Genomic DNA, 20,636 nt, shown 5'->3' with positions numbered 1-20,636 from the left:
CGGGGCGCCGCCGTTTGGTGGGCGGGCGGTGGTCACACGGCGGCGGCCGCCTTGGAGGGGCGGCCCCAGCCCTGTCCTCGCTCGATCGCGGCGAGCAGGACCGGCTCGAACCCGGCGGCCGCGAGCGCGGCGTCGTCGGTGAGACCGGCGTCGGCGAGGACGGACAGCTGCACGGTGTGCTCGATGCCCTCCGCCCATGCGTCGCGCACGGCCTGGCGGACGGTGACGCGGGCCTGCAGCTCGGCGGTGGAGTCCTGTTCGCCGGCGCGGCGCAGCTCGGCGAGGTCGCGGCCGCGGGCGGCGACGGCGTCCAGGAGGTCGGCGGCCTTCTCGGCGTCGGGCTGCCTCGGCGCGGCGACGGCCTTGGGCTGCACGCCACGGCGCAGCTGCTCCATCCGCGTGGGCAGCGGCTCCCAGGACGGCTGCCCGGCCATCTCGATGTTGGTCTCGGTGACCGCCCGGGTCCACGCGCGGGCCAGGCCCCGGGGCTGCAGCGGGGTGCCGGCGGGCACGGCTTGGCCGTCGTGGTGGTTGCCGTGCAGGGACACCCACAGCGCGGTCGCGGTGCCGCGGACCCGCTCCAGCAGTCGCTGGCGCTGGGGCAGCCACCGTTTGAGTGCGGCGCGGGACAGGCCGGACAGGGCGAGCAGCTCGGTGTACGCCTCCGACTCGCTCCAGCCCTGGGGGCGGCGGACAACGCGCAGTTCCTCCAGGAGCGGGGAGAGGTCCTCGATCCGCAGGGCGCACATCTCGCCGGCGCGGATGCCGGTGTCGGAGACGACGGCGCCGACGGCGAGCATCCGCAGCTGGCTGGTGGTGGCGTCGGGGGAGTCGGCGAGTTCGGTGAGCTGGGCGCGCAGCAGGGCGCGGGCCCGTTTGGCGACGGGCTGTTTGCGCGGCGGGTCGGGCTGCGGCGGCAGGTCGGCGGTGTCCTGGGCGCCGCAGGCGGTGACGAGCAGGCGCAGGACTTCCAGGCGGATCTGGTCGGAGTGGTCGGAGCCCTTGTCCGGGTCGGCGGCCTTGCGTACCCGGAGCTGGCCGGTGCGGGCCAGCTGCAGGTAGGCATCGACCGGTTCGCGAGTGAAGAGGTCGCGGGCGGCGGCCTGCTCGGTCAGCGGGTGCTCGGGGTGGGCGAGGGCGCGGGTGTACTCGTTCGCCACCCACGTCACCTGGCGGCCGCGGGAGGCGGAGACGAACGGCCAGGACTTCACCTCGGCGGCCGCCGCGGCGAGCAGCTCGCCGCCGGTCAGCGTCCGGTCGACGACCTCGACCTCGTGGGTCTCGCTCACGGCTTGCCTCCGTCGCGGGCGCTGGTGACGGCGTAGCGGGCGGTGGAGACCTCGACGTGCAGCGCGACCAGGTCATCGCGGGCCTTGGCGGCGGCCGCCGCGTGCTTGCCGGTCGGCTGGGGCTCCGGGCGTCCGTACGGCACAAGCGAGATCCGCAGGCTCTCCATGGTGTCGAGCAGGTCCTTGGCGTCGCCGTCGGAGGCGAGGCGGGCCCCCAGCATCTGGAAGTAGCTGCGGGTGAGGACGTCGCCGGCCGCCGCGTCTCCCCAGGCTTCGGAGGTGTCGATGAGCCGCTCGGCGACGTCGCGGATCCGGTCCGCCTGGCTCTCGCACCAGGCGTCAGCGGCCCGCTGACGTGCCTTTTCGAGCCGCTGGGAGCCCACGTCACGGCCGTTGGACCGGTAGCTCTTGACCGCGCCCTGCAGACGCAGGGCGCGTCCCTCGGCGGACTGCCGCTTCTCCAGCCCGAGCGAGTCGGCGACCTTCTGCCAGGAGGCGCCGCGCTCACGAGCGGACTCGATGAGCCGCAGCTCCATGCGGTCCAGGCGCTCCCGGGCCTCCGCCACCTGTGTCAGCGCGGCCAGGATCTCCTCGGCCGGCACCTCGCGCGGCTGTTCACCGAAGGGAGCGAAGCCGTTGACCGCCCGGAGGACCGCCTCCATGGCCTGCTGCCCGGTCACGCCGGGGCCGTCGGGTTTGCCGTAGCGCTCCTGGAGGAGCTTCTCGGCCGCCTGCTTGATCTCGTGGTGCCGCACGGGGTCGATCGCCATGGGCGTCAGCATTCCACTGACACATCACGGGTGTCAGCATTCCGCTGACACGGCTAACGGTTGAGCGATCTGAACCAGTCAGCGCATAAGCGACTGTTTTAGCGACCTTTTCCGCTAGCGAGAATGAAGACGGGTTAGCTGATCGGCTCGGATCTCGGGTTGACGAGCCTGTCAGCACCTGGTGCAGCGAGCCGTCATGATGACCGGTAACGCTCGCTGAAGCGCGAGCGTCCGGTGTTGCGCGCGGGCCCGGACCGGGCCCGCGCCATGCCGGGTCGAAGCCTACGAGCTGGCCTGCGACGAGCCGGGCGAGCGGATTGGAGGAACGATGGCCCGACGGGTCGCAATGGTCAACAACAAGGGCGGAGTCGGGAAATCCGGCACCACCGTCCGCCTCGCCGAGGGACTGGCGAAGGCGGGCAAGCGGGTGTTCGTGGTCGACATGGACCCGCAGGGCAACAGCTCGCAGATGTTCGGGTGGCACTACGACCCGGCGAAGAAGCAGCCCACGATCAGCCAGGCCATCAAGGCCAACACGGATAGCGACGCGCTGGGCTCCGCCCGCGAGGTCTTCCAGCCGATCGCCTGGACGTGCGACTACGCCGAGCGCATCTCCATCGCCCCCGCCCGGCTTCCCCCTGGAGAACCGGATGTCGGAGGCCGGGATCGCGGGCGCCTGGCGGCGGCTGGAGAAGGCGCTGGAGGGCGTCGACGACGCGGTCGACTACACGCTCATCGACTGCCCGCCGAGCCTGTTCCACCTCACCCAGCTCGGGCTCGCCGCGGCGCACGATGCGGTGATCGTGACCGAGGCCGACTTCTACTCGATCGAGGGCGCCAAACGCGTCCGCGACTTCATCGAGCACAAGGCACCCAAGGACCTCGCCAACCCGGGCCTGTCGCTGCGCGGCGTCATCATCAACCGCTACAAGGACACCGTCCGCCAGAACGAGCAGCGCGACTCGATCCGCCGGATCTTCGGCCCGCTCGTCTGGGACCCGACGGTGAAGTTCATCGAGCAGCTGGCCACGAGCAACAACAACGGCATCTCCCTCGACGAGTCCAAGGGCGACCGGCTCCCGGAGATCCGCGCCACCTACGAACTGCTCACCCAGACCTTCCTGAAGGAGATTCCCCTCCCGTGACAGCGCAGCGCACCCGTACCGCAGACGACGACCCGCAGCTGCCGGACGACGACGAGGACATCAAGGTCGGCGACGACGTCCGCCCGCCCGCGAAGAAGCGCACCTCCGTGACGCCGAACAGCCGGACGCAGCTGGGGCTCCCGCCCCGCCGGCGCGGCCGCAAGCCCGGCCCGACCCGCGTGATGATGAACGTGCGCGTCCTGCTGGAGACCGACCAGCTCGTCACCGAGATCGGCGAGGAGACGGGCATGGGCCCGCAGGACGTCGCCGACGCGGCGATCGCCCACTACGCCGCGTACCTGCGGCGGACCGGGAAGCTGCCCAAGGTGCCGAAGGCGGACCAGGAGCAGCGGTCCGAGGCGTCCTGACTTCATCCGTCACGAGCGGTCCCGTGGAACTGTCCACGGGGCCGCTCGCCGCTTCCTGGTGCCCTGTCAGTGGCGGGCGCTACCGTTCTCGTACGGCTAGACGCGTACTGCCGTCCACCGCCGCCCGGCGCCCACGCCGCCAGGGCACAGTCGGTCAAGGTCTCTCGGGGCCCGCGGAGTTCATCACCATCGTGTTGTCCTGCTCGGCCCCGACGTACTTGGCCGGCGGGAGCGTGGGAGACCGCCGCGTCTGGAGTGCGCATGTCGCCGAAGAAGCAGTCGACCGCCTCGAAGAAGGCCCGCGCCGCCGCGCGCCAGGGCGAGAAGTTCACCACCGCTCTGCGGGCCGCCGAGGAATCCGCCCCGCCGAAGACGTTCCCCGGCGACGGGGGCCCGTGGATCTCCGCCTGGAGCGGCGACCCGTCCAACGACGTCAACCCGGCCTGCGGTCACCACTACAAGGCGCTGTGCGGCGGCTGCGGCGTCTGCACCACCTGCGATGCCTGCTACTGCGCCGAGGCCGCCGAGGAGGCCCGCATCGACGCCGAGGTGACCCGGGACTACGCCGAGCACTCCGAGCACGACCCGGACTGCTACCTGTGCGAGGACGACCGCAAGAGGACCGCCGACTACACCCGCTGCTGGAAGTGCGGCCTCGAGTACCGCGACGGCATCGGTGACCACCACTGGCACAACCCGCCGTACTGCTCGCCCCGGCTCCCGACGTACCCGCTCGGCGTCGACTGGAGTTACCTGCGGGGCCAGGAGGTCACCCTGGTCGGCCGGGACTACAGCGTCCACGGCCTGGTCCTCGCCGACCAACCCGCGCCCGACCCGCAGGCGTACTACCCGATGATGAAGATGCGGCGGACCGACCCCGGCTATGAGGACGGCCCCGACGAGACGTCACCGTTCACCCCCCGCGAGTGGCTTGAGGTTCACCCCGCGCCGCCGGCCTCCGCCGTGCCCACCACCTGACCGTCCGCCTCTCCAGCCGGTGCTCCGGGTTTCTCCCGGGCACCGGCTTTCCCCTTTCCCCGCCTCTCCGGGCTTTCCCATCGCCCGCAAACTCCCGCTGAACCTTCCTGTTTTCCTGACCTCAACTCACTGCTCTCCGCACCCCCGCCCTGACCTCCTGACTGACTGAGACGACACCACCCACGCTTGAGGGACGAGGAGCGCGGGTGGTGTCGTCTCCGGCAGGCAGGTCCCCGCAGGTCAGGGCGGGGGTGCGGAGAGCAGTGAGTCACACGCTGGTTTATAGGTGGTTTTACACCCGCGAGTTTCCGGCGGAGTTTCCAATCCCAGGGGCAGCAAGTCATGGGCGAAGACACTCTTCGCCGAACCTGTCGGACCGAGGGCGCTCCGGGGGTGAATACGTCCCCGGTGTTCTGCAGCGCGGACGGCGGTCCGCCACGGCGATACCGGTCCGCGCTGCAGGGCGCCGGGGCAGCGGGGGTCTGGGGGCCGGCGAAGGCCCCCAGCGGCCACCGGGGTTACGCCTGGATGTCCAACTCCCCGGCGATCTGGTCGCGCGGCATGCGTTCGTCGCTGGTGAGCGACGGCACGAGTTTCCCGGCGTTGCCGTGCTGGCCCGGTTCCAGTTCGCGGATCCGGTAGGCGACGGGTTCACCCTCACCGACCCACTCCGCCGCGTACACCACGGCGGGACGGCCGTCGGCGAGGCGGACCCGGGCGCCGGGGCCGTACCCGCCGTGCCGGTCGACCAGGAGGGTGTCCAGCCAGCCCTTCGGGGCGAGCCACAGCACGCCGGGCGCCTCGTAAAAGCCGTGCATGTTCAGGTGCGTCTCCCGCCACGCCTGACGCCACCGGTCGACCAGGCGGCCAACCCAGTGCCGGTCGTCGATCTCCTGCCAGGTCTGCAGCGGCCGGTCGTCGTTCTCGACGAACGCGGCGTAGGCGTCCAGGCGCGGCTTCACCTCGCCCCACCACTGCTCCGGGACCTTCGTCAGCAGCCGGGCCGCCGCCCGGTCCAGCGGCTCCATGACCGCGTCGACCGCGTCCTGGTCGTCCGTCTCGACGGCGGCCCGCAGCTCTGCCCGGCCGGGGCGCAGTTCGGGGTGCTGGTCGGTGAGCATCGCGTAGACCAGGGCGAGCAGCCACCTGGCCTCCCGGGCATGGAAGGACCCGTTTCCCGGCTTCGGCTCGTACCGCCAGCAGACCTCTGCTGCCCGCCCGTTGGGAAGCTGCGCCGCGCGCCGCACCTCGTGCCGGACTCCCTTCGAGTCCTCCGGCCGCCACAGCCAGCACACGGCGTTCGGGTGCGCGGTGCCGTCGCAGTCGACCGGGCACGGGACGCCGGCGGTGCGGTAGATGCGCGGGGGAGTCGGCTCCTGGTGGCTCTCAATGGCAGTCGACGCTTCCGTCAGCGGATCACTGACGGAGGGTTCGGGAGCCGCAGCGAGGCGGCGGCGAGCCGCGGTGTACGAGATTCCTTCACGCTCGGCGAGTTCTCGGGCCGCGCGCTTGAACTGCTTGTCGGTGGTCACGGTCGTCTCCAAAGGCCAGCGGAGATCCCACGCATCCCCGCCGTGAGGACCACAGACAGGCGGACGATGCGGCACGTGAAGCGGGGCCCCTTGTCCTCGTTGCCGCCCCCGGCGTGGGCGGGCCGCGGCTCGGAGTCAGGCCGACGTGTGGCGGCCGCCTCCAAGGTAGCGGCTGGCCATAGGACGCGGCAGCGGATCCGCCTCCGCCAGCAAGGGCGGGACACCAATCGCCTAACGGCTCGCATTTCCGCTAGCGCTATTACTGGGCTACTGCGCTAGGTGAACCGTTCGCATAACCGCACGCTGATGAGATAGAAGCACAGCGAGTGTCAAGGAAAGCCAGTTCGTTCGGCGGTGAGTACCTGATGGGCTACCGCAGCGGGTGTCAGCGTTCCGCTGACGGCTCCCGGACGCCTTGCCAACCGGGCCCAAGGCCGCGCCGACGGGGCTTCGGTGCCCGGGGAGACGGAACGGCGGCCACGGTCTGCTCGGCGACGCCGTCGCCCTGGTCCTGTCCGAGGTGACGCAGCAGGGCCTTGGTGGCAGCCGGGACGACCGCCAGGAGCCGGGCCGCCTCGGGGTCGATCGCGGCGAGGGCCTGCGCGAGCGTGTCGATGGCCTCGGCCGCGTCCTCGGCGGCCGCGAGGTTCCACGCGGTGGGGCCGGCCGCGTCGGCGAGCGCGCAGGCGGCGTCGGCGGCCTCCGAAGCCAGGGTTTCGACGCCGGGCGCGGCCCGGTCGGGCAGTTCCATGCCGGGCTCAACGGAGGCGCTCGGAAAAAGTACGGCTCGCAATGTCACACGAGCATGATCATCCAGACCTGTACGGGATGAGAGCGGATCTCCGTCCGGGGAGGTCCGCGCGGCTGATGAGGAGTGCCGCTCATGACGTACAACGACCACGGATCATCCGTCCCGGAGGGTTCCGGAGAGCCGGAAAACGGCCCGGATTCCAGTGCCGCATCCAGTGCCGCGAACGATTCGCCGGCCGCCGCTGTCGGCGCAGGTCAGGCCCCTGGACAAGGGGGCGTGAGCGATGCCGACACCTCTCTCCCTGCCCCTGCTTCGTCAGATGAGGGGCAGAGGTCCTCTCCCCTCACGGCTCCCCGAGTCAGGGGAGATGTGCTGCGGATGCTCGGCTGTGTGCGGATAGCCACGGTGCGGCAGATGGCGCGGGTGGTCACGGCGGAAGACGCGGACGGCCGGTCGTACGTGCGGCGAGCGCTGCGGGACCTGGAGGAGGAGGGCCTGGCGGATACGAACGGCAAGCACGGCAAGGAGCCGATCTGGAACCTGACGCGGCGCGGTCTGCAGGCCGTGGCCGACGGAGGGGAGCTGCCCCTGCGGCCGCGCGCCGGCACGGGGGCGAGGGCTGTCCGGGCCGGGTACGGCGGTCACGGCCTGGCGGTGACGGAGACGATCCTCGCCTACGGCGGCCGCGCGCACCTGACCGCCTGGCAGGTGGAGGTCAACCACGCCATCAAGGAGACCGGGCTGTCGTTCAACACCGACGCGGTCCTTACCTTGCCGACGAAGACCAGCGAGGTGCGCCTGTTCGAGGTGGACAACGGCACCATGCCCCGGGCCCGGCTCGCCCGGGAGGTGTGGGACTACGAGCGGTATGCCGGACACCGCTGCTGGGAGGGCGCCCGCGGGACCATCGGGACGACGTTCCCGTTCTGGCGCCGGTACCGCTACATGCGCAGCGAGCGGTTCCCGACGCTGCACGTCGTCCTGGCGGGCCTGGAGGAGCACCTGCTCCAGCGGCGCCTGGAGGCACTCACCGAGGACGTCCACGGCATCGCGGTGGGCGTGCTGGCCACCACGCTGCCGCGCCTGAAACGCCGGGAGCCGTGGCTCCGGCTCGGCGTCGACGACCCCGGCCGCCGGCGGGAGCGCTACCCGGAGCCGGTCGGCCGGTGACCGGGTCGGGCCCGGGTCGTTGAACCGGGTGCCCATGTGCACAGTGAAGCCCCGGGGCCGTCATGGCCTGAGCCCCGGGGCTTCGTGTGTTCGACGGTCAGGGTTCGGGCTTGGGCTCGGGCTCGGAGGGCCGGAACTCCCGCCAGACCCAGCCGCCGTCGTAGACCTGCGCGACCAGGACGCGGTCCTCCTGGTGCGGGTCGTCGTTGGCCTCACTGGCTCGTCGCCGCGCCTCGCTGATGGCGAACAGCAGGTCCACGTTGAAGCCTTCCGGCAGAAGCGGGGCGTCGTGGCCGCCGTCCTTCTCGTCGGCCAGCACCGTGAGGTCGTCGGAGCCGAGTTCGGTGGCGCGGACCTGGTGGTCGTCGGCGCTCAGGTAGGTGATGGTGTCGGCCCGCACCAGGACGCGCCTGTCCCCCCTGCCACCGGGCGATCCCTTGACCTTCCTCATGATCCAGACGTTAGTCACGCGTCCCCTCCCGGAGATCGTTGATGGTGTGGCCATCCTTGCCGAGCGTGCCGACAAACGGGCCGGTTCAACGCTGACTGTCGCTGGGGGCCAGCAGGCTGGTGACCTCGGCGAGGGCGGCGTCGCCGGGCTTGAAGTACTTCCGGGCGGCGCTGACGGACTTGTGCCGGGACTTCGCCATGAACAGCAGCAGGGAAACGCCCTGCTCGCCGAGGTGGGTCAGGCCGGAGTGGCGGAACTCGTGCGGGTCCCAGCCGGTGCCCTCCTGGCCGCCGACGCAGGTGTGCCGGTCCAGCAGGGCGCGCAGCTGGCCGTAGGACAGGCGGGCCAGGCCGGTGTCGGGGCAGACGTCGCGCGGGGTGAGGACCTTGCCGGGGCCGGGCCGACGGTGGGTGACGAGCAGCGGGCCGCGGGTGCGCTCGCCGATCAGGCGGGGCAGCAACCGTGCGGTGCCGGCGTCCCAGTAGATGGTCTCGGTCTCGTAGTCCTCGCGGGCCTGGCCGCGGCGGCGGACCGCCTTGGCGCCCTTGGCCTTCACCGGGCACTGGCGGGCGGCGAGGTTGAGGTCCTCGATGTTGACGCCGAGCAGCTCGTCGGCGCGGGCGCAGGTCTCATAGAGCATCCGGTAGGTGACCTTCTCGCGCAGGGCGACGTCGCGCCGGGCGATGAGCCGGTCGATGGCGGTCTTGGAGCGCACCGGGGTGTCGGATCCGGGGTCGGGCACCCGCTTGCACCAGGCCGGGATGCGGGGCGGCTGCAGGCCCGCCTCGTGGCACCAGGCCAGCCAGCCGCCGACCGCGCCACGCCGGGCGTTCCAGGTGCCGACGGCGGCCGTGCCCCAGAGCTGTTCGAGCGCCTGGCCGATCTCGTCATCGGCGACGGTGGACAGGGGCCGGTCCTCGCCGAGCGCCGGGCAGACCTTGCCGAGCGCCGTGGTGTAGGTCCGGCGGGTGTTCGCCACGGTGATGGAGTCGAGGTACCGGTCGGCGGCGGTGCGCACGGTCACCGCTCCGGAAGCGGTCTTGAGGGGGACGACGGTCGCCACGGTTCTCCTTGCCACAGATAACAGGTGCTCGTCATGTCGGGGAACGGGCGCGTTCTCCCTGGTGGATGATCACCATAGTGCAGATAACAGAGCAGTTATCTGCGGGAAGCCTCACGCGTCTGTGCGGCACGTGCTCACGCGTCCGGATTCCGCAGCGTGCCGTGTCAGTGCCCGGGCGCATCATGACCGCGACCGGAGACGCGGTGGGGGAGGGCCTGGTGCAGCTGACTGCCGATCACGCCGAGTGGGGGCGGCTGGACGTCACCCTGGACGATCTGGGCTGCGGCAGGTCGTGGCGGGAGATTCACCGGGTGCGTGGTGTGGAACTGACGTGCCCGGAGTGCGGCGGTCAGGTCCACGCCCGGCTCTCCAAGCTGGACACCCGGCACTTCTACCACCGGACCAAGCCACCATCGTGCTCGCTGGCGAACGAGTCGCTGGAGCATCACCTGCTCAAGCTGGAGCTGGTGACCTGTGCGCGCGCTGCAGGCTTCCAGGCCGAACTCGAAGTCGCCGCACCCACCGGGGAATGGAGGGCGGACGTGATGGTCTTCAGCCCGGACGGCGCCCGGCTGATGGCGCTGGAGGCGCAGCTGTCGCCCATCACCGTGGAGGACATCGCAGCACGCACCAGCCTGTACGAGCGGGACGGAGTGCAGGTGTGCTGGTTCGGCTTCCGGCCGCGCCCGTGGGTGGGCACGGTGCCGACGCTCTTGGTCCAGGCCCCTGAGGACCGGGGGCAGGAGTGGAGGGTGACCGCCGGCCTGGCTCGCTTATCCACGCGGCCGCTGAGCTGGTCGCCGGTCGGTACGACGCTGAGCGACGCGGTGGCGTGGATGCTGACGGGCCGGATCGCGCCGCACAAGCCCCTCTCCAGCGCCCGGCGGGTCACCGACGGAGTCAACGTGTACAGCTGGGCAGAGGGCTGGACCAGGTCCTGGAACGACGGATGGCGTCTGTGGTGGACGGCCCCCGCCTACGCGGCCTTGGACGGTGAGTGCGCCCGGGAGGAGGCGGATGCCAAGCGCCGGCGGGAGGCGGAGGAGAAGGACGCGGCGCGGCGGCGGGCGGTCGAGGAGAGGGAGAAGGCCAGGAAGAAGGCGGCCAAGGACCGGGCGTATGCAGCGTTCTGGAGCCGCACGGGCCTGAACCAGCAGCAGTGGAAGTACTTCCGGGCCATCGCCGAGCTGTTCTTCGACCGGGACCTGGTCTTCGGTGCGCCGGATTCCCGGTACGGCGACGGCAGGCCGGTCTATGAACGCAGCGGCCCCGACGGCAGGCAGTGGACGCTGGTCGGAGTCGCCTGCCCGGACCCGGGCCGGCTGAGGGCATGGGCGGAAGATGTGGCCCTGCTGGTCACCTCCCCCAGCGATCTCGACACCCTCGCCGGGCGGGCGTGGGCGCCGTTCCAGGTCTACGTCCTCAACCCGGACACCGGCGAGATGGAGCAGGAGCGCGTGCTGCCGGCGACCGTCGGGCCGTAGCCCGATCGATGCCGGAACACGCGCCCCGGGAGCGCTTCCTACAGGCCCAGGTCGCGCCGCGCTTCCAGGCTGTACTCGCGTAGGTCCGAGCCCTCCGGCCCGCTGCACTCCCAGCCGTCCGCCACGTACTGGCGGATCATCCGCCGCAGCAGCTCCCCGCCGGGCGCCGAGCCCAGCGCCACGTGGACCACGACGGTCGGACCCGGCTCGTTGTAGCTGTCCCACCAGACGGGCACCTTGCCGTCGCGCTCGGGGACCAGGTGGTGCTCGACGTCCCGCACCGGCAGCCGGATCGGGCCCGGCAGCGGCAGGGCCGTTTCGCGGTCGACCACGCGCAGCGAGGCGGCCATGAGGAAGGTCCCGACCGCCGGCACCGCCGCGGCCCGGTAGCCCTCGGTCCGTTCCAAGGCGCCGAGGTACCCCTCGGAGGGCTCCCCGACCTGTCCGACGCGCTCGTAGAACTCGACACGTACCCCCAGATTGATCATGCGGGCGATCCTGGCACGCCCTGGGGTCAGGCTGCATCGCCCGAGCCTTCGCGCCTGGCTGGGGACGGGCTCCCCGGCCCTGCCTGGGACGGTTGTCCGTCGGCGAACAGGTTTCGTCCACCACCCGGCGGTGGCCCTCCTGGGGATGCGGGATTCGCCATCGCGCGGCGTGGCGTACGTCACAGACGCCGACTCAAGATCTTTTGCCGTTTGGGGTTCCCCAACCACGCCTTAAAGGCCGCACGGTTCAACAGCGACCCGAGGGGACACGCCTTCATGCCGAATGCCTTACCGCCGCACGGCTCCCAGCTCCGCTGCCTTACCCACCCGTACGACGGCCTGGAAGCCCAGATCGCCAAGTTCACCGATCCCCGGATCGCTCCGGTGCTGCGTGGTCTGCGCGAGAGCGAAGCCGCTCTCGCCGTGATGTGGGCCTACGACGGGAGGAGTTGGGCGGAGTGCGCGGCCGCAGCGGGCCTGGACCGGGCGGTGGGGGAACGGGTGCGACGCAAGCTGAAGCGACTCGGCGCCCGGTACACGCAACGGCGCTCCGCTGCACGGGCGTCCACCGTGGTTCACCGCCCGGTCCGCATGACGCCTGGGGAGCAGGTGTGATGAGCGTGCTCGTCAACGCGCTGCCGGAGTTCCTGGGCAGTCTCACCGCCACCCTCACAGTCGCCGTCGTCCGCTGGAGCGCACGCGCGCTGCGCACACGCGCATCCGGAGCGCGGCAGCCCCCGGAGACAGAAGAGGTCTGAGCTTGGGCGAAGGCTCAGCAGCAGGTGGGCGGGGACACCGCCCACCTGCTGTGCTGCCGCAATGATCACCTCAGAAGAGGGCGGGGGCTTCCGCTTCGGGTTCGCCGATAGGGATGGCCAGCTGCCCCTGCACAGGCCGCCCGGGCAGGAGCCGGGATGCCTGTGCAGGCCGCCGCCGTGCCGTCCGGGGTTGACTGCGTTGAGTGGGCAGTAGCCGACGGTAGGTCCCGTTGCGCGAGAGCACGACTTCTTCCTTGCCATCGACCACGACGGTGACCTGCTCCACGACGCGCTGGGTCAGGCGCCCCATGTCGCTCTTGGCCTTCTCCATGGCCTCCCGCAACTGCTCGTGCCGAATGAGGCTCTGCAGGGCGACGTCGTCGTTCTTCTCGTGACGCCAAGCCCGGGTCCAGGCAGCTTCCCAGTCCGGCCAATCTGCCTCTGGCACCTCGCAGGCCCGCAGGTACGCCTGGAACTGCTGGAGGCTGTGCGGCATCGCCTGCTTGGTCACGATGCGGTGGGCCGTGCTGCGGGGCAGTACCCCGAACCCGCCCGCCCGCTGCTCCAAGGTGCGCAGCGGCGGGGAGCCGGCCTTCTCGTACAGATCCTGCACGGCCGCGCTCAGGTCGACGAAGTCGCGGATGAACTCCGGGCGCGGTGCGGGCAAGCCACGACCGCCCCGCGCCTGGCGGGTCTGCTCGTACCGGGCCCGCCGCCACAGGAGCCGGGCCTCCTCGGGCGGGGCGTCACACGCTCGGGCGTAGTTGAGCACCGTCTGCAGCTTGGGCACGGTGTCACCGGAGGCAGCCCGCTGGAGGGTCGTGGGGTGGCAGCCGGCCCGTACCGCCAGGGCGCGGTAGCCCTGGCGGGTGCGGGATCGGTGTTCGCGCAGCCACTCCTGGAGTTCGCGCAGCGCCTTGTTGCTGGTGGTGAGCGGCTTCTCGGGACGGCACACGACCGTCACCTCACGCAGCCGGGGCCAGCAGGGCCCGGAGTACGGCCCGCATCCATCGGCTGGTGGCGCCCGTGAGCAGGCCGACGACGACGGCAGCGGTCAGGCCGGCGCCCGCGAGCAGCTGCAGCACGACGAGCAGCGGCATTCCCGCTACCGCGACGAGGGCAGCAGACACGGCGATGACCACGATGATGACGATGGCCTCGGCGCCGCCGAGACGCCGGGGGGACTGGCTTCCGTTCTCCACGCAGGAGACGGGACGGGGCTTGGGCACGGGGCCTCCCTGTTCGTTCGGGTCCGGCGACCCACCGGCCGCCGGACACCACTGCTGACTCCAACCGGGTACAAACCACTCCGGACTACGGGCAGTTGCAGCCGCCCTCGGTGTGGTGCGTGGTCATGATGGTGACAGCCGCAAGGGGGCGAAAGGCCCGGAGGCGGTTCACATGACGGGGTTTGATGCGCGCCTGTCCCCGTCCGCCTGTGAGCACAATGAAGCGATAAATGACACGCAGAGTCAGCGTCACCCCGCGTACGGCGATGTGACCAGCGCCTCCGTCACCGGACGTTGAGTGTCAGTACCCCGTGATAGTGAACGAGTTGATGCAGGCGTGCGCCGATCGCGGTTGCACGATGTCAGTGCTTGTTGCGACGATCCGCGACCTGGGGCTTGCACCGAGCGGGTCGGGCCCTGCCCTGATTGCTGCTGACTCCAACCAAAGGCCAACAGGGACTGCATGGTCTTGCGTTGCAGCGCGAGACCGCCGAGAGCCGGTGACCGCAGTTGCGGTACCGGCTCTTTTGGCGCGTGGAGCCAGTGTTGGTGAGCCCCGTCCGCCATGGTTCGGACGCCGCCGACAGAGTGTCAGCGGTCCGCTGACGCGAGTGGTTCAGCGTCCGAGGGACGGTCCTGAGCGGCCCTGGCTCGGCGGCTCGTAGCGGTACTCCCGCTGCGCCCGCCGGGCGTTCTCGCGGGCCTGTTCGGCGGCCTGCTGCCGGGCCTGCTTGATGTGCGCGGCGCGCTCCTGCGCCTCGCGGGCGTGCTGGGTGGGGGCCACGGCCGCCATGCGGGTGCGCAGCGCCTTCTCCTCCTGCAGCTTGGCCGCCGCCGCGGTGAGGCGGGTCGCCTCCTTCTGGTGCTCGCTGGCCTGCCGTTCGGCGTTGGCGGCGGCCCGGGCCACGCCGTTGTTGGTGATCCGCTCGATGTCCGGGAGGCGTTCGCGCATCTCGGCGAGCCGGGTCTGCAGCTCCTCGACGGTGCTCGGGGCCTCCCGGCGGGAGCCCTGCTGCTCGAACCAGCCGACCGTCTCGGGGCTGCGGATCGTGGCCCACGCCTCGCGGTGCGCGGTCTCGGCGGCCCGGTTGGCCCGGAGGATCTCCCGGTACGCCGCGGTCTCCCTCTGGTCGTACTCGGCGGCCAGCGCGAGGGTCTCCTTGCGGCTGGTGCCGGCCAGCCGCAGGGCCAGGCGGGACTTGGTCTTGGCCTCCTCCAGCTGGCGGAGGACCTCCTGCGCGTGACGCAGCGCCTCACGGGCCCGCTGCTCGGCGACCCGTTCGGCGACCGCCGTCTGCGCGAGCTGGTCGGCGCGGTCCAGGACCTCGGCGACCTCGCGGGCCCGCTCCTGGCCGGGCGTGACGGGCGCGGCCAGGGCCTCGCGCTTGGCCTCGGCCTGGCGGGCGAGGTCGGCGGCCAGGCGCTCGGCGCGGCGGGCCTGCGCGGTCCGCTCGGCGATCAGCGACGTGAGCCGCTGGGTGCCGACGTGACCGTACGGACGGTCACGCCACGCCTCGAACTCCGGCTCCGGCTGCTGCTCGGCGCGCGAGGCAAACCCGGCGGCGAGCAGCTTCTCCAGGCGGGCCTTCTGCTCGTCGGTCAGCTCCGGGGCGCCGTCGCCCTGCAGACGCTCCCGCAGGACACCGAGCTGCGCCTGGCGCGCCGCCGCGCGGTCCTCGGCGCTCGGCTCCACCTCGTGCTCCGCAGCGGCCTGAGCGGCCTCCTGAGCGGCTTCCGGGTGGGCGCGAGCGCCTTCGATGCCGTCGTCGCCCGCGTCCTCGCGTACGGCCGCAGAACGCTGCTCGGCGACGTCGGCCGACTCGGGGGCCGGGTGCTGTTCCGTCTCGTCGACGACGCGTTCGTGCTCGGGCTGCTGCACCCGGTGCGGAATCGGCACGGCGGGCTGCGCCTCGGGTGCGGCCGCGAGCTCGTCGGACACCATGCGGTCGTCGTTGTCGCGCTCCAGGGAGTCGGCGTACGCGGCGACCGCGCGATCCAGCAGCTCCTGGTCGCTCTGTGCCTCGCCGAGGCGGCGGCGGGTCTCGTCGCTCTCGACGACGTCGGCGGGCAGCCACAGGTGGGTGGCGATCCGGTCACGGGAGAGCGCCGGGTACAGGCTGTTCGCGTCCGCGCCGACGCCGTAGACCAGGGTGTAGTCGCAGGTGAGCCCCTGGGCTGCCGCGATGGTCATCGCGTAGCCGTGCTGCAGGGCGCCGTCGGCGATCTGGTCGGCGGTGATCCAGGCCCGCTCGATAGCGTAGCCGCCGTCGTCGGCGGGTCGGCGCCATTCGACGGCGACCCCGCCCTTGGAGGCGTAGGTGACCTGTCCGCGGTAGCCGTTGAGGACGTCGACGTCGCCGCCGCGGCGGGTGCGGTAGTCGTTGCGCTTGATCCGGATGACGTCGCCGGCGGCCAGCTCCAGGCGCTCGCCCCCGGCGAGGGCGAAGGTGTGGCCGCCGGTCAGTTCGCCGGCCTTCTTGCGCAGCTCGCGGGCGCCGAGGTTGAGAACCTCGACGTCGGCGTTGCGCGCGGCGAGCACGACCAGGTCCTCGATCTGGTCGTGGGCGTCGCCCTCTAGGCGGTCGACGGTGTCCTTCCACGCGCCGAGCATCGCGGCGTACGCCTCGTCGGGCGTGCGCACGGCGTGGACGCGTCCGTGCTCGGCGAGCATCGACAGGGCGGTGCGGCGGCCGCCGTCCAGCCACGCCTCCAGGGCGGCCCGCTCCACGGCGTCCTTCTGGCGGCGGTTCTCGCTCAGCTCCAGGCCGTCCACGATCTCGTGGGCCCGCTTGAAGCCGCCGCCGACGCCGATCGCCTTCAGCTGTGCCCAGTCGCCGATTTGGACGACCTTCACGCCGTGCTCGGCGGCCGCCGTGAGCAGGTCGGCGACGTCGCGGTCGTCGACCATGGCGGCCTCTTCGAGGACCAGGACGTCGGTGTCGGCCATGCGGCGGCCGCCGTCGCGGATGTCCATCAGCCAGGTCGCCACCGTGGCGCTGGTGATGCCGGATTCGGCCTGCAGCTTGGATGCGGCGACCGCCGCGGTGGCGGCGCCTGCCACGCGCAGCCCGGCGGCCTCCCAGCCCATGCGGGCGGCGCTCATGATGGTCGTCTTACCGGTGCCGGCCTTGCCGCGCAGCACGTCGACGCCGTGCCCGGCGGTCAGGAAGCGCAGGGTGGCGGCACGCTGCTCGTCGGACATGACGAACGGGCGCAGCGGGTCGGTGGTGCGGGCGGTCTCGAACGTGGTGATGGCCAGCTCGGCGGCCTCCGTCGTGAGCTGGGCTGCGCCCTCGTTCAGCCGCTCGGCGACCGACCCGGCGATGGTCTGCTCGGCGGCCAGGATCGACGCGTGCGTGTAGCGCTGGGGGTTGGTCAGGTGCGTCATGCCGCCGCTCGGCAGGGCGACGGCCTCGCCGTCGACGGCGAGCACGGCGTCGGTCAGGGCCTCGGCGGCCGCCAGGTCGGGCACGCCGAACGGGCAGGCGTCGATGACGTGCGCCAGGACGTCGGCGCGGGTGACGGACTTCCGCGACTCGGTCAGGCCACCCTCGCGCCGCCAGATGAACGCGGCGATCTCCTCCGGGGAGGGCATGACCGGGCCGCCGCCGGGGCCTGCCACGGATGGCCCATCGGGGCCTTCGGGGCCGGGGATCGCGCGGCGGATCATCGCGTCGACGTCGTCGACGACCTCCTCGGCGCGGGCCCGCCAGGCGGCCCGTACGTCGGCCCGGGTGATGGTGGTGTCCTTGCCCTCGGCGAGCTGGCGGGCGATGAGCTTCTGCTCGCCGGTCGTCGCGTCGTCGGCGGCCGCCGCGACGATCTGCGCGTTGCGGCGGGAGAAGTGACGGCGCAGGCCCTCGTCGATGCCGACGACCTCCCAGGCGCCGGTCTCGGCGTGCCGCTCCCAGCGCATCCCGAACCGCTCGCCGGTCACCTGCCGCAGGCGGGCCTTCACGAACGCGTCGGCGGCGTGCGCGTGGCGCAGGATGTCGCGGCCGCCGGCACCGACGGTGCGCCACTTGCCGTCGGCGGCGAGCGCCATGTTCGCCAGGTTGCCGTGGACGTGCAGGTGCGGGTCGCCGACCTCGCCGCCGACGGGCCGGGCGGAGTAGTGCACGGTCATCCAGCCGAGGAAGCCGCTGGTGTCGACACGGTCGGCGGTCTTGCCGTTGCCGTGCTCGCCGGCCATCGCGTACGCGGCCCAGCCCTCCATCGCGCCGAACGTCTCGCGGGCCACCTCGAGGAAGGTTTCGCGCAGCGCCTCGGACATCTCCTCGCCCGCGAGCGCGACGGCGGCGCTGTAGGTCTTCGACAGATCCAGCGTCACGTCGTAGCCGCGGTTGCCGACGCGGATCCGGGCGTCGGCGTACTCGCGGGCCTCCGCCACATGGGAGCGCCCGTACAGCTGCACCAGGTCGACGCCGGACGCCTCGGCGAGATCCTCCACCGCGCGGAAGGGGACGCGGTGCCGGTCGCCCTCGCGGACGATGCCGCGCTGCAGGCGGGCGAACCTCTTGCTCAGCTTGTCGTCGCCGAGCAGCTCGTCGACGTCCACGCCGCGCTCGGCGGCCGCCGTCTCGATCGCCTCGGCGAGCGGCCGCGCCTGCAGCTTGCCGCGCGGGTCGACGGCGACCTTCGGGGTCACCAGCAGCTCGCCCGTCAGCGGGTGCCGGCCGTCCATCAGCAGCCGCGCCTGGTCCTTGTCGACGCTCTGCCCGGCGACCAGGCCGACGTCGGCGAGACCGCCGCCGATCCACTCCAGATCACGCGCGTCGCCGAGGCGGTAGTCGACCTGCGCGTCGGTCTCCTGCTCGCGCTGCTCCTGGTGCTCCAGGTCGCATCCGCACTGCCCGGTCAGCCGGTACTCGACCTGCTGCATGTCCGGCCCCAGTGGTGTCACCCACGCCATCGCTACTCACCCCCTCCCGCGTCGGTGATCTTGAAGTCCGTTGACGTATGGCCCAGCCATACCTTGGTACTTCCGCTGTTGATCTTTGGGTGCATGACAGTACCTCCGGAATGGCGGTTGACCAAAGAGGTCTTTTGCGAGGGCGGTTTTTCACTGCTGACCTGCGCTGGAAGCGCGGTACAGGGGTGCGGTGGTCAAGGCGAAATCGGACGCCGGGAATGCGCGCGTCAGACCGTGGTCCAGGGGGTGTGTGATAGAGGGCCGCGGCCGCCGTGCGGGGCACGCGCGGCGTGCCGCACGGCGACGGCCGGCGGGCGTTCAGCGGGGCCGCCAGATGGACAGCGCGTGGCCCTGGCCGCCGCACAGCTGGCACACGCCGCGGGCGGGTCCGGGGGCCGACTGCTCCTCGGTATAGACGAGGTCCATCAGCAGGCGCGTGAACGGCCGCACGATCTCGGCGGGCAGCGGCACCTCGTACGGGTTCTCCTCGATGTCGTCGGTGTCGTCGGCGGGCCGGGCCACCTCGACGCGGGTGACCTCCGCGCCGACGGACAGCGTCACGGTGACCGGCCCTGGCGGGGCGACGTCGGCGGCGGCCGGCACCAGGAGGAGCCGCCAGTCGGCGGTCTCGCGCTCGGCCAGGGGACCGTGGGTGGCGACCAGCTCGTGCAGCGCCTCGGCGAGCGTGGCGACGGACCCGGGGTCCGGGTTGTAGATCTCTGACATCGGAGGGCGGTTCCTTCCACAGAGTCGGCGGCGCGGGATCACGCAGCCTTCCCCGGCCTACGGCATCCCGGGCGGCCTCGGGGCGAGGAACTTCGTCCGCTCCCGCCTGGCGGGCAACGATCTTGCTTTCGGCTCCGCCTGGCGGGCCCGGTGCCCGGCGGCGGGTCAGATTTCCGACCCGGCCCGGAAACGCAAAGAGGCCCCCGTGCTGATGGAGGGGACCATCAGCACGGGGGCCTCGGACGTGCGGTGCGGAAGGCTACCTGCGGGACAGGGACGCCGGGTCGAACGCGACCGGAAACGGCTCGTCGACGCGGGCGACAGCGCCCGCCAGGAACGGCGGCAGATCGGCGTAGGAGCCGTTCTGCAGGCGGCCGACCAGGAGCCGCGGGGCGGGCTCCAGCTCGATGCGCCAGTAGTGCTCGATGCCCGCCGCGGCGTACAGCGCGGGCTTGAGCTTGCGGTCGGTGACCCTCGTCGACGGCGAGGCGATCTCCACCACGGCGAGCACGTCCTGTGCGGGGACGGCCACGGGGGACTCCTCGGCGGCCGCCGCGTCGATGACGGCCAGGTCCGGGATGAGCAGCCCGTCCGGGACGATGACGTTGATCCCCTCGAACACCTCGACGTCGGCGCCGGCGGCCTCGGCGGCCTGCTCCAGCAGGACGTGCAGGCGGTGCGACGCGCGCTGGTGCGGCAGGCCGGGCGCGGGGCTCATCATCAGCTGCCCCCCGACCAGCTCGACGCGCTGCGTGGTGTCCTCGGGCAGCGCCAGGACGGCGTCCAGCGTCCAGGGTCCGGCGTGGCTGTAGGCGACACTCACGGTCCTTTCACCTCCTCCCGGACGGTCTCCAGTGTGACCCGGCGCGGTGGCCGCTGTCTCCCCTGGGACCGTCCGGCGCGGTCACATGTCATCGGGCGGCGTCATCGGCGGAACGGGTCACGGATGTCGCCGCGCAGCACGCCGTGCACGAGCCGGGCGACCTCGGCGGCCCCGGCCTCCGTCACCGGGGCGCAGATCGAGTGCGCGGTGGTGCGGGTGGCGTTGAGCATCAGCTCCCACCCGCTGTCCGAGTACAGGGCGACCGCCAGGCCGCCGGCCGTGCCCCAGGTGGGGCCGCCAGGCAGCGGGGCGACGCCGACGCCCATACGGACGGGCGTGGGCACGACCTCCAGGCCCTCGGCGGTCAGTGCGGCGCGCAGCGCGGCGGACAGCTCGGCCAGCTCGGCGGAAGTCCGCTCGGACTCCGGGCGGCGGTACTTCCTGGCGACCGCCTCGGCGGCCGCCAGGGCGAGCCAGCCTTCGTCGTCGGCGGCCTTGCGGTCCAGGCCGTGCTGCTCGGCGGTGGCGAGGTAGGCGTCCAGCAAGGCGGCGGCCTCGTCGACGACGCTCGGGGCGTACAGACCGGCGTGGCCGTCGTAGATGCGGCGGATCCGGGCGGGTGAGTCGGTGGTCGGGGTGCTCATCTGGTTCCCTTCATGGGTGAAGCCCAGGGCCGGTTCGGACGACCCCGGGCTTCAC

The 20,636-nt window shown here is 72.0% G+C and carries 20 protein-coding genes and 1 pseudogene; 8 read left to right on the top strand and 13 right to left on the bottom strand.

Annotated elements, in window-relative coordinates:
* Window positions 1-32 precede the first annotated feature (32 nt).
* On the bottom strand, window positions 33-1,289 hold the full coding sequence (locus GA0115233_RS29710) for a tyrosine-type recombinase/integrase (protein WP_093723398.1): 1,257 nt from the start codon (window positions 1,287-1,289) through the stop codon (window positions 33-35).
* The gene (locus tag GA0115233_RS29705; protein WP_141689586.1) at window positions 1,286-2,059 is read right to left on the bottom strand and encodes a hypothetical protein; all 774 of its coding nucleotides are present in this window, start codon (window positions 2,057-2,059) and stop codon (window positions 1,286-1,288) included. Before GA0115233_RS29705 ends, GA0115233_RS29710 begins: the two co-directional genes overlap by 4 nt.
* A gap of 328 nt (window positions 2,060-2,387) precedes the next feature.
* On the opposite strand from GA0115233_RS29705, the pseudogene GA0115233_RS42455 reads away from it, so the two are divergent.
* From GA0115233_RS42455 to GA0115233_RS29695, 4 genes and pseudogenes are all read left to right on the top strand, one after another.
* Window positions 2,388-2,570, top strand: a pseudogene (locus GA0115233_RS42455) (ParA family protein); the annotation flags it as partial.
* 139 nt (window positions 2,571-2,709) lie between these two features.
* Window positions 2,710-3,204, top strand: a complete 495-nt coding sequence (locus tag GA0115233_RS40320) for a ParA family protein (RefSeq protein WP_107406471.1) — start codon at window positions 2,710-2,712, stop codon at window positions 3,202-3,204.
* The gene (locus GA0115233_RS41265; protein WP_125510567.1) at window positions 3,201-3,572 is read left to right on the top strand and encodes a hypothetical protein; all 372 of its coding nucleotides are present in this window, start codon (window positions 3,201-3,203) and stop codon (window positions 3,570-3,572) included. Before GA0115233_RS40320 ends, GA0115233_RS41265 begins: the two co-directional genes overlap by 4 nt.
* 261 nt (window positions 3,573-3,833) lie before the next feature.
* A complete protein-coding gene (locus tag GA0115233_RS29695) occupies window positions 3,834-4,550 on the top strand; it encodes a hypothetical protein (protein WP_093723396.1) in 717 nt (238 codons plus the stop codon).
* A gap of 518 nt (window positions 4,551-5,068) precedes the next feature.
* On the opposite strand, the gene GA0115233_RS41260 is transcribed toward GA0115233_RS29695, so the two are convergent.
* Both GA0115233_RS41260 and GA0115233_RS29690 read right to left on the bottom strand, forming a co-directional pair.
* Window positions 5,069-6,082 carry a hypothetical protein gene (locus GA0115233_RS41260; protein WP_176711990.1) on the bottom strand — a complete coding sequence of 338 codons (1,014 nt, stop codon included), beginning with the start codon at window positions 6,080-6,082 and terminating at the stop codon, window positions 5,069-5,071.
* Between the two features lie 385 nt (window positions 6,083-6,467).
* The gene (locus GA0115233_RS29690) at window positions 6,468-6,833 is read right to left on the bottom strand and encodes a hypothetical protein (protein ID WP_093723395.1); all 366 of its coding nucleotides are present in this window, start codon (window positions 6,831-6,833) and stop codon (window positions 6,468-6,470) included.
* 132 nt (window positions 6,834-6,965) lie between these two features.
* Here GA0115233_RS29690 and GA0115233_RS29685 point away from each other — a divergent pair, with 132 nt between their 5' ends.
* Window positions 6,966-8,003: a replication-relaxation family protein gene (locus GA0115233_RS29685; protein WP_093723394.1), complete on the top strand. Its 1,038-nt coding sequence runs from the start codon at window positions 6,966-6,968 to the stop codon at window positions 8,001-8,003.
* A gap of 97 nt (window positions 8,004-8,100) precedes the next feature.
* On the opposite strand, the gene GA0115233_RS29680 is transcribed toward GA0115233_RS29685, so the two are convergent.
* Both GA0115233_RS29680 and GA0115233_RS29675 read right to left on the bottom strand, forming a co-directional pair.
* On the bottom strand, window positions 8,101-8,454 hold the full coding sequence (locus tag GA0115233_RS29680) for a hypothetical protein (protein ID WP_141689585.1): 354 nt from the start codon (window positions 8,452-8,454) through the stop codon (window positions 8,101-8,103).
* Between the two features lie 85 nt (window positions 8,455-8,539).
* The gene (locus GA0115233_RS29675) at window positions 8,540-9,517 is read right to left on the bottom strand and encodes a site-specific integrase (RefSeq protein ID WP_093723392.1); all 978 of its coding nucleotides are present in this window, start codon (window positions 9,515-9,517) and stop codon (window positions 8,540-8,542) included.
* Between the two features lie 182 nt (window positions 9,518-9,699).
* Between GA0115233_RS29675 and GA0115233_RS29670 the strand changes: the two genes are divergently transcribed.
* Window positions 9,700-11,001: a competence protein CoiA family protein gene (locus tag GA0115233_RS29670; RefSeq protein WP_255310398.1), complete on the top strand. Its 1,302-nt coding sequence runs from the start codon at window positions 9,700-9,702 to the stop codon at window positions 10,999-11,001.
* A 38-nt stretch (window positions 11,002-11,039) separates the two neighbouring features.
* On the opposite strand, the gene GA0115233_RS29665 is transcribed toward GA0115233_RS29670, so the two are convergent.
* Entirely contained in the window at window positions 11,040-11,489 is a 450-nt protein-coding gene (locus GA0115233_RS29665) for a hypothetical protein (RefSeq protein WP_093723391.1), read from the bottom strand.
* A 276-nt stretch (window positions 11,490-11,765) separates the two neighbouring features.
* On the opposite strand from GA0115233_RS29665, the gene GA0115233_RS29660 reads away from it, so the two are divergent.
* Together GA0115233_RS29660 and GA0115233_RS41255 are read left to right on the top strand one after the other, a co-directional pair.
* Entirely contained in the window at window positions 11,766-12,104 is a 339-nt protein-coding gene (locus GA0115233_RS29660; protein ID WP_093723390.1) for a hypothetical protein, read from the top strand.
* Complete coding sequence (locus GA0115233_RS41255; protein ID WP_176711989.1) at window positions 12,104-12,247, top strand: hypothetical protein; 144 nt, start codon at window positions 12,104-12,106, stop codon at window positions 12,245-12,247. The genes GA0115233_RS29660 and GA0115233_RS41255 overlap by 1 nt, the downstream gene beginning before the upstream one ends.
* 70 nt (window positions 12,248-12,317) lie before the next feature.
* Here GA0115233_RS41255 and GA0115233_RS29655 read toward each other — a convergent pair whose 3' ends face one another.
* The 6 genes from GA0115233_RS29655 to GA0115233_RS29630 all read right to left on the bottom strand — a co-directional run bounded on the left by GA0115233_RS29655 (window position 12,318) and on the right by GA0115233_RS29630 (window position 20,581).
* Window positions 12,318-13,202 (bottom strand): helix-turn-helix domain-containing protein, encoded by an 885-nt coding sequence (locus GA0115233_RS29655; protein WP_176711988.1) that lies wholly within the window; start codon window positions 13,200-13,202, stop codon window positions 12,318-12,320.
* A 10-nt stretch (window positions 13,203-13,212) separates the two neighbouring features.
* Window positions 13,213-13,476, bottom strand: a complete 264-nt coding sequence (locus GA0115233_RS29650) for a hypothetical protein (RefSeq protein WP_011265238.1) — start codon at window positions 13,474-13,476, stop codon at window positions 13,213-13,215.
* 616 nt (window positions 13,477-14,092) lie between these two features.
* Window positions 14,093-18,388 (bottom strand): MobF family relaxase, encoded by a 4,296-nt coding sequence (gene mobF / locus GA0115233_RS29645; RefSeq protein WP_093723388.1) that lies wholly within the window; start codon window positions 18,386-18,388, stop codon window positions 14,093-14,095.
* Window positions 18,389-18,706: 318 nt separating this feature from the next.
* Entirely contained in the window at window positions 18,707-19,114 is a 408-nt protein-coding gene (locus GA0115233_RS29640; protein ID WP_093723387.1) for a hypothetical protein, read from the bottom strand.
* 259 nt (window positions 19,115-19,373) lie between these two features.
* Complete coding sequence (locus tag GA0115233_RS29635; protein ID WP_093723386.1) at window positions 19,374-19,937, bottom strand: Uma2 family endonuclease; 564 nt, start codon at window positions 19,935-19,937, stop codon at window positions 19,374-19,376.
* Window positions 19,938-20,038: 101 nt separating this feature from the next.
* Window positions 20,039-20,581, bottom strand: coding sequence for a hypothetical protein (locus GA0115233_RS29630; protein WP_093723385.1), 543 nt, complete (start codon window positions 20,579-20,581; stop codon window positions 20,039-20,041).
* Window positions 20,582-20,636 lie beyond the last annotated feature (55 nt).

Source organism: Streptomyces sp. DI166, assembly GCF_900091315.1.
Classification (GTDB): domain Bacteria; phylum Actinomycetota; class Actinomycetes; order Streptomycetales; family Streptomycetaceae; genus Streptomyces; species Streptomyces fuscus.
This window is presented reverse-complemented; position numbering and strand designations above follow the sequence as displayed.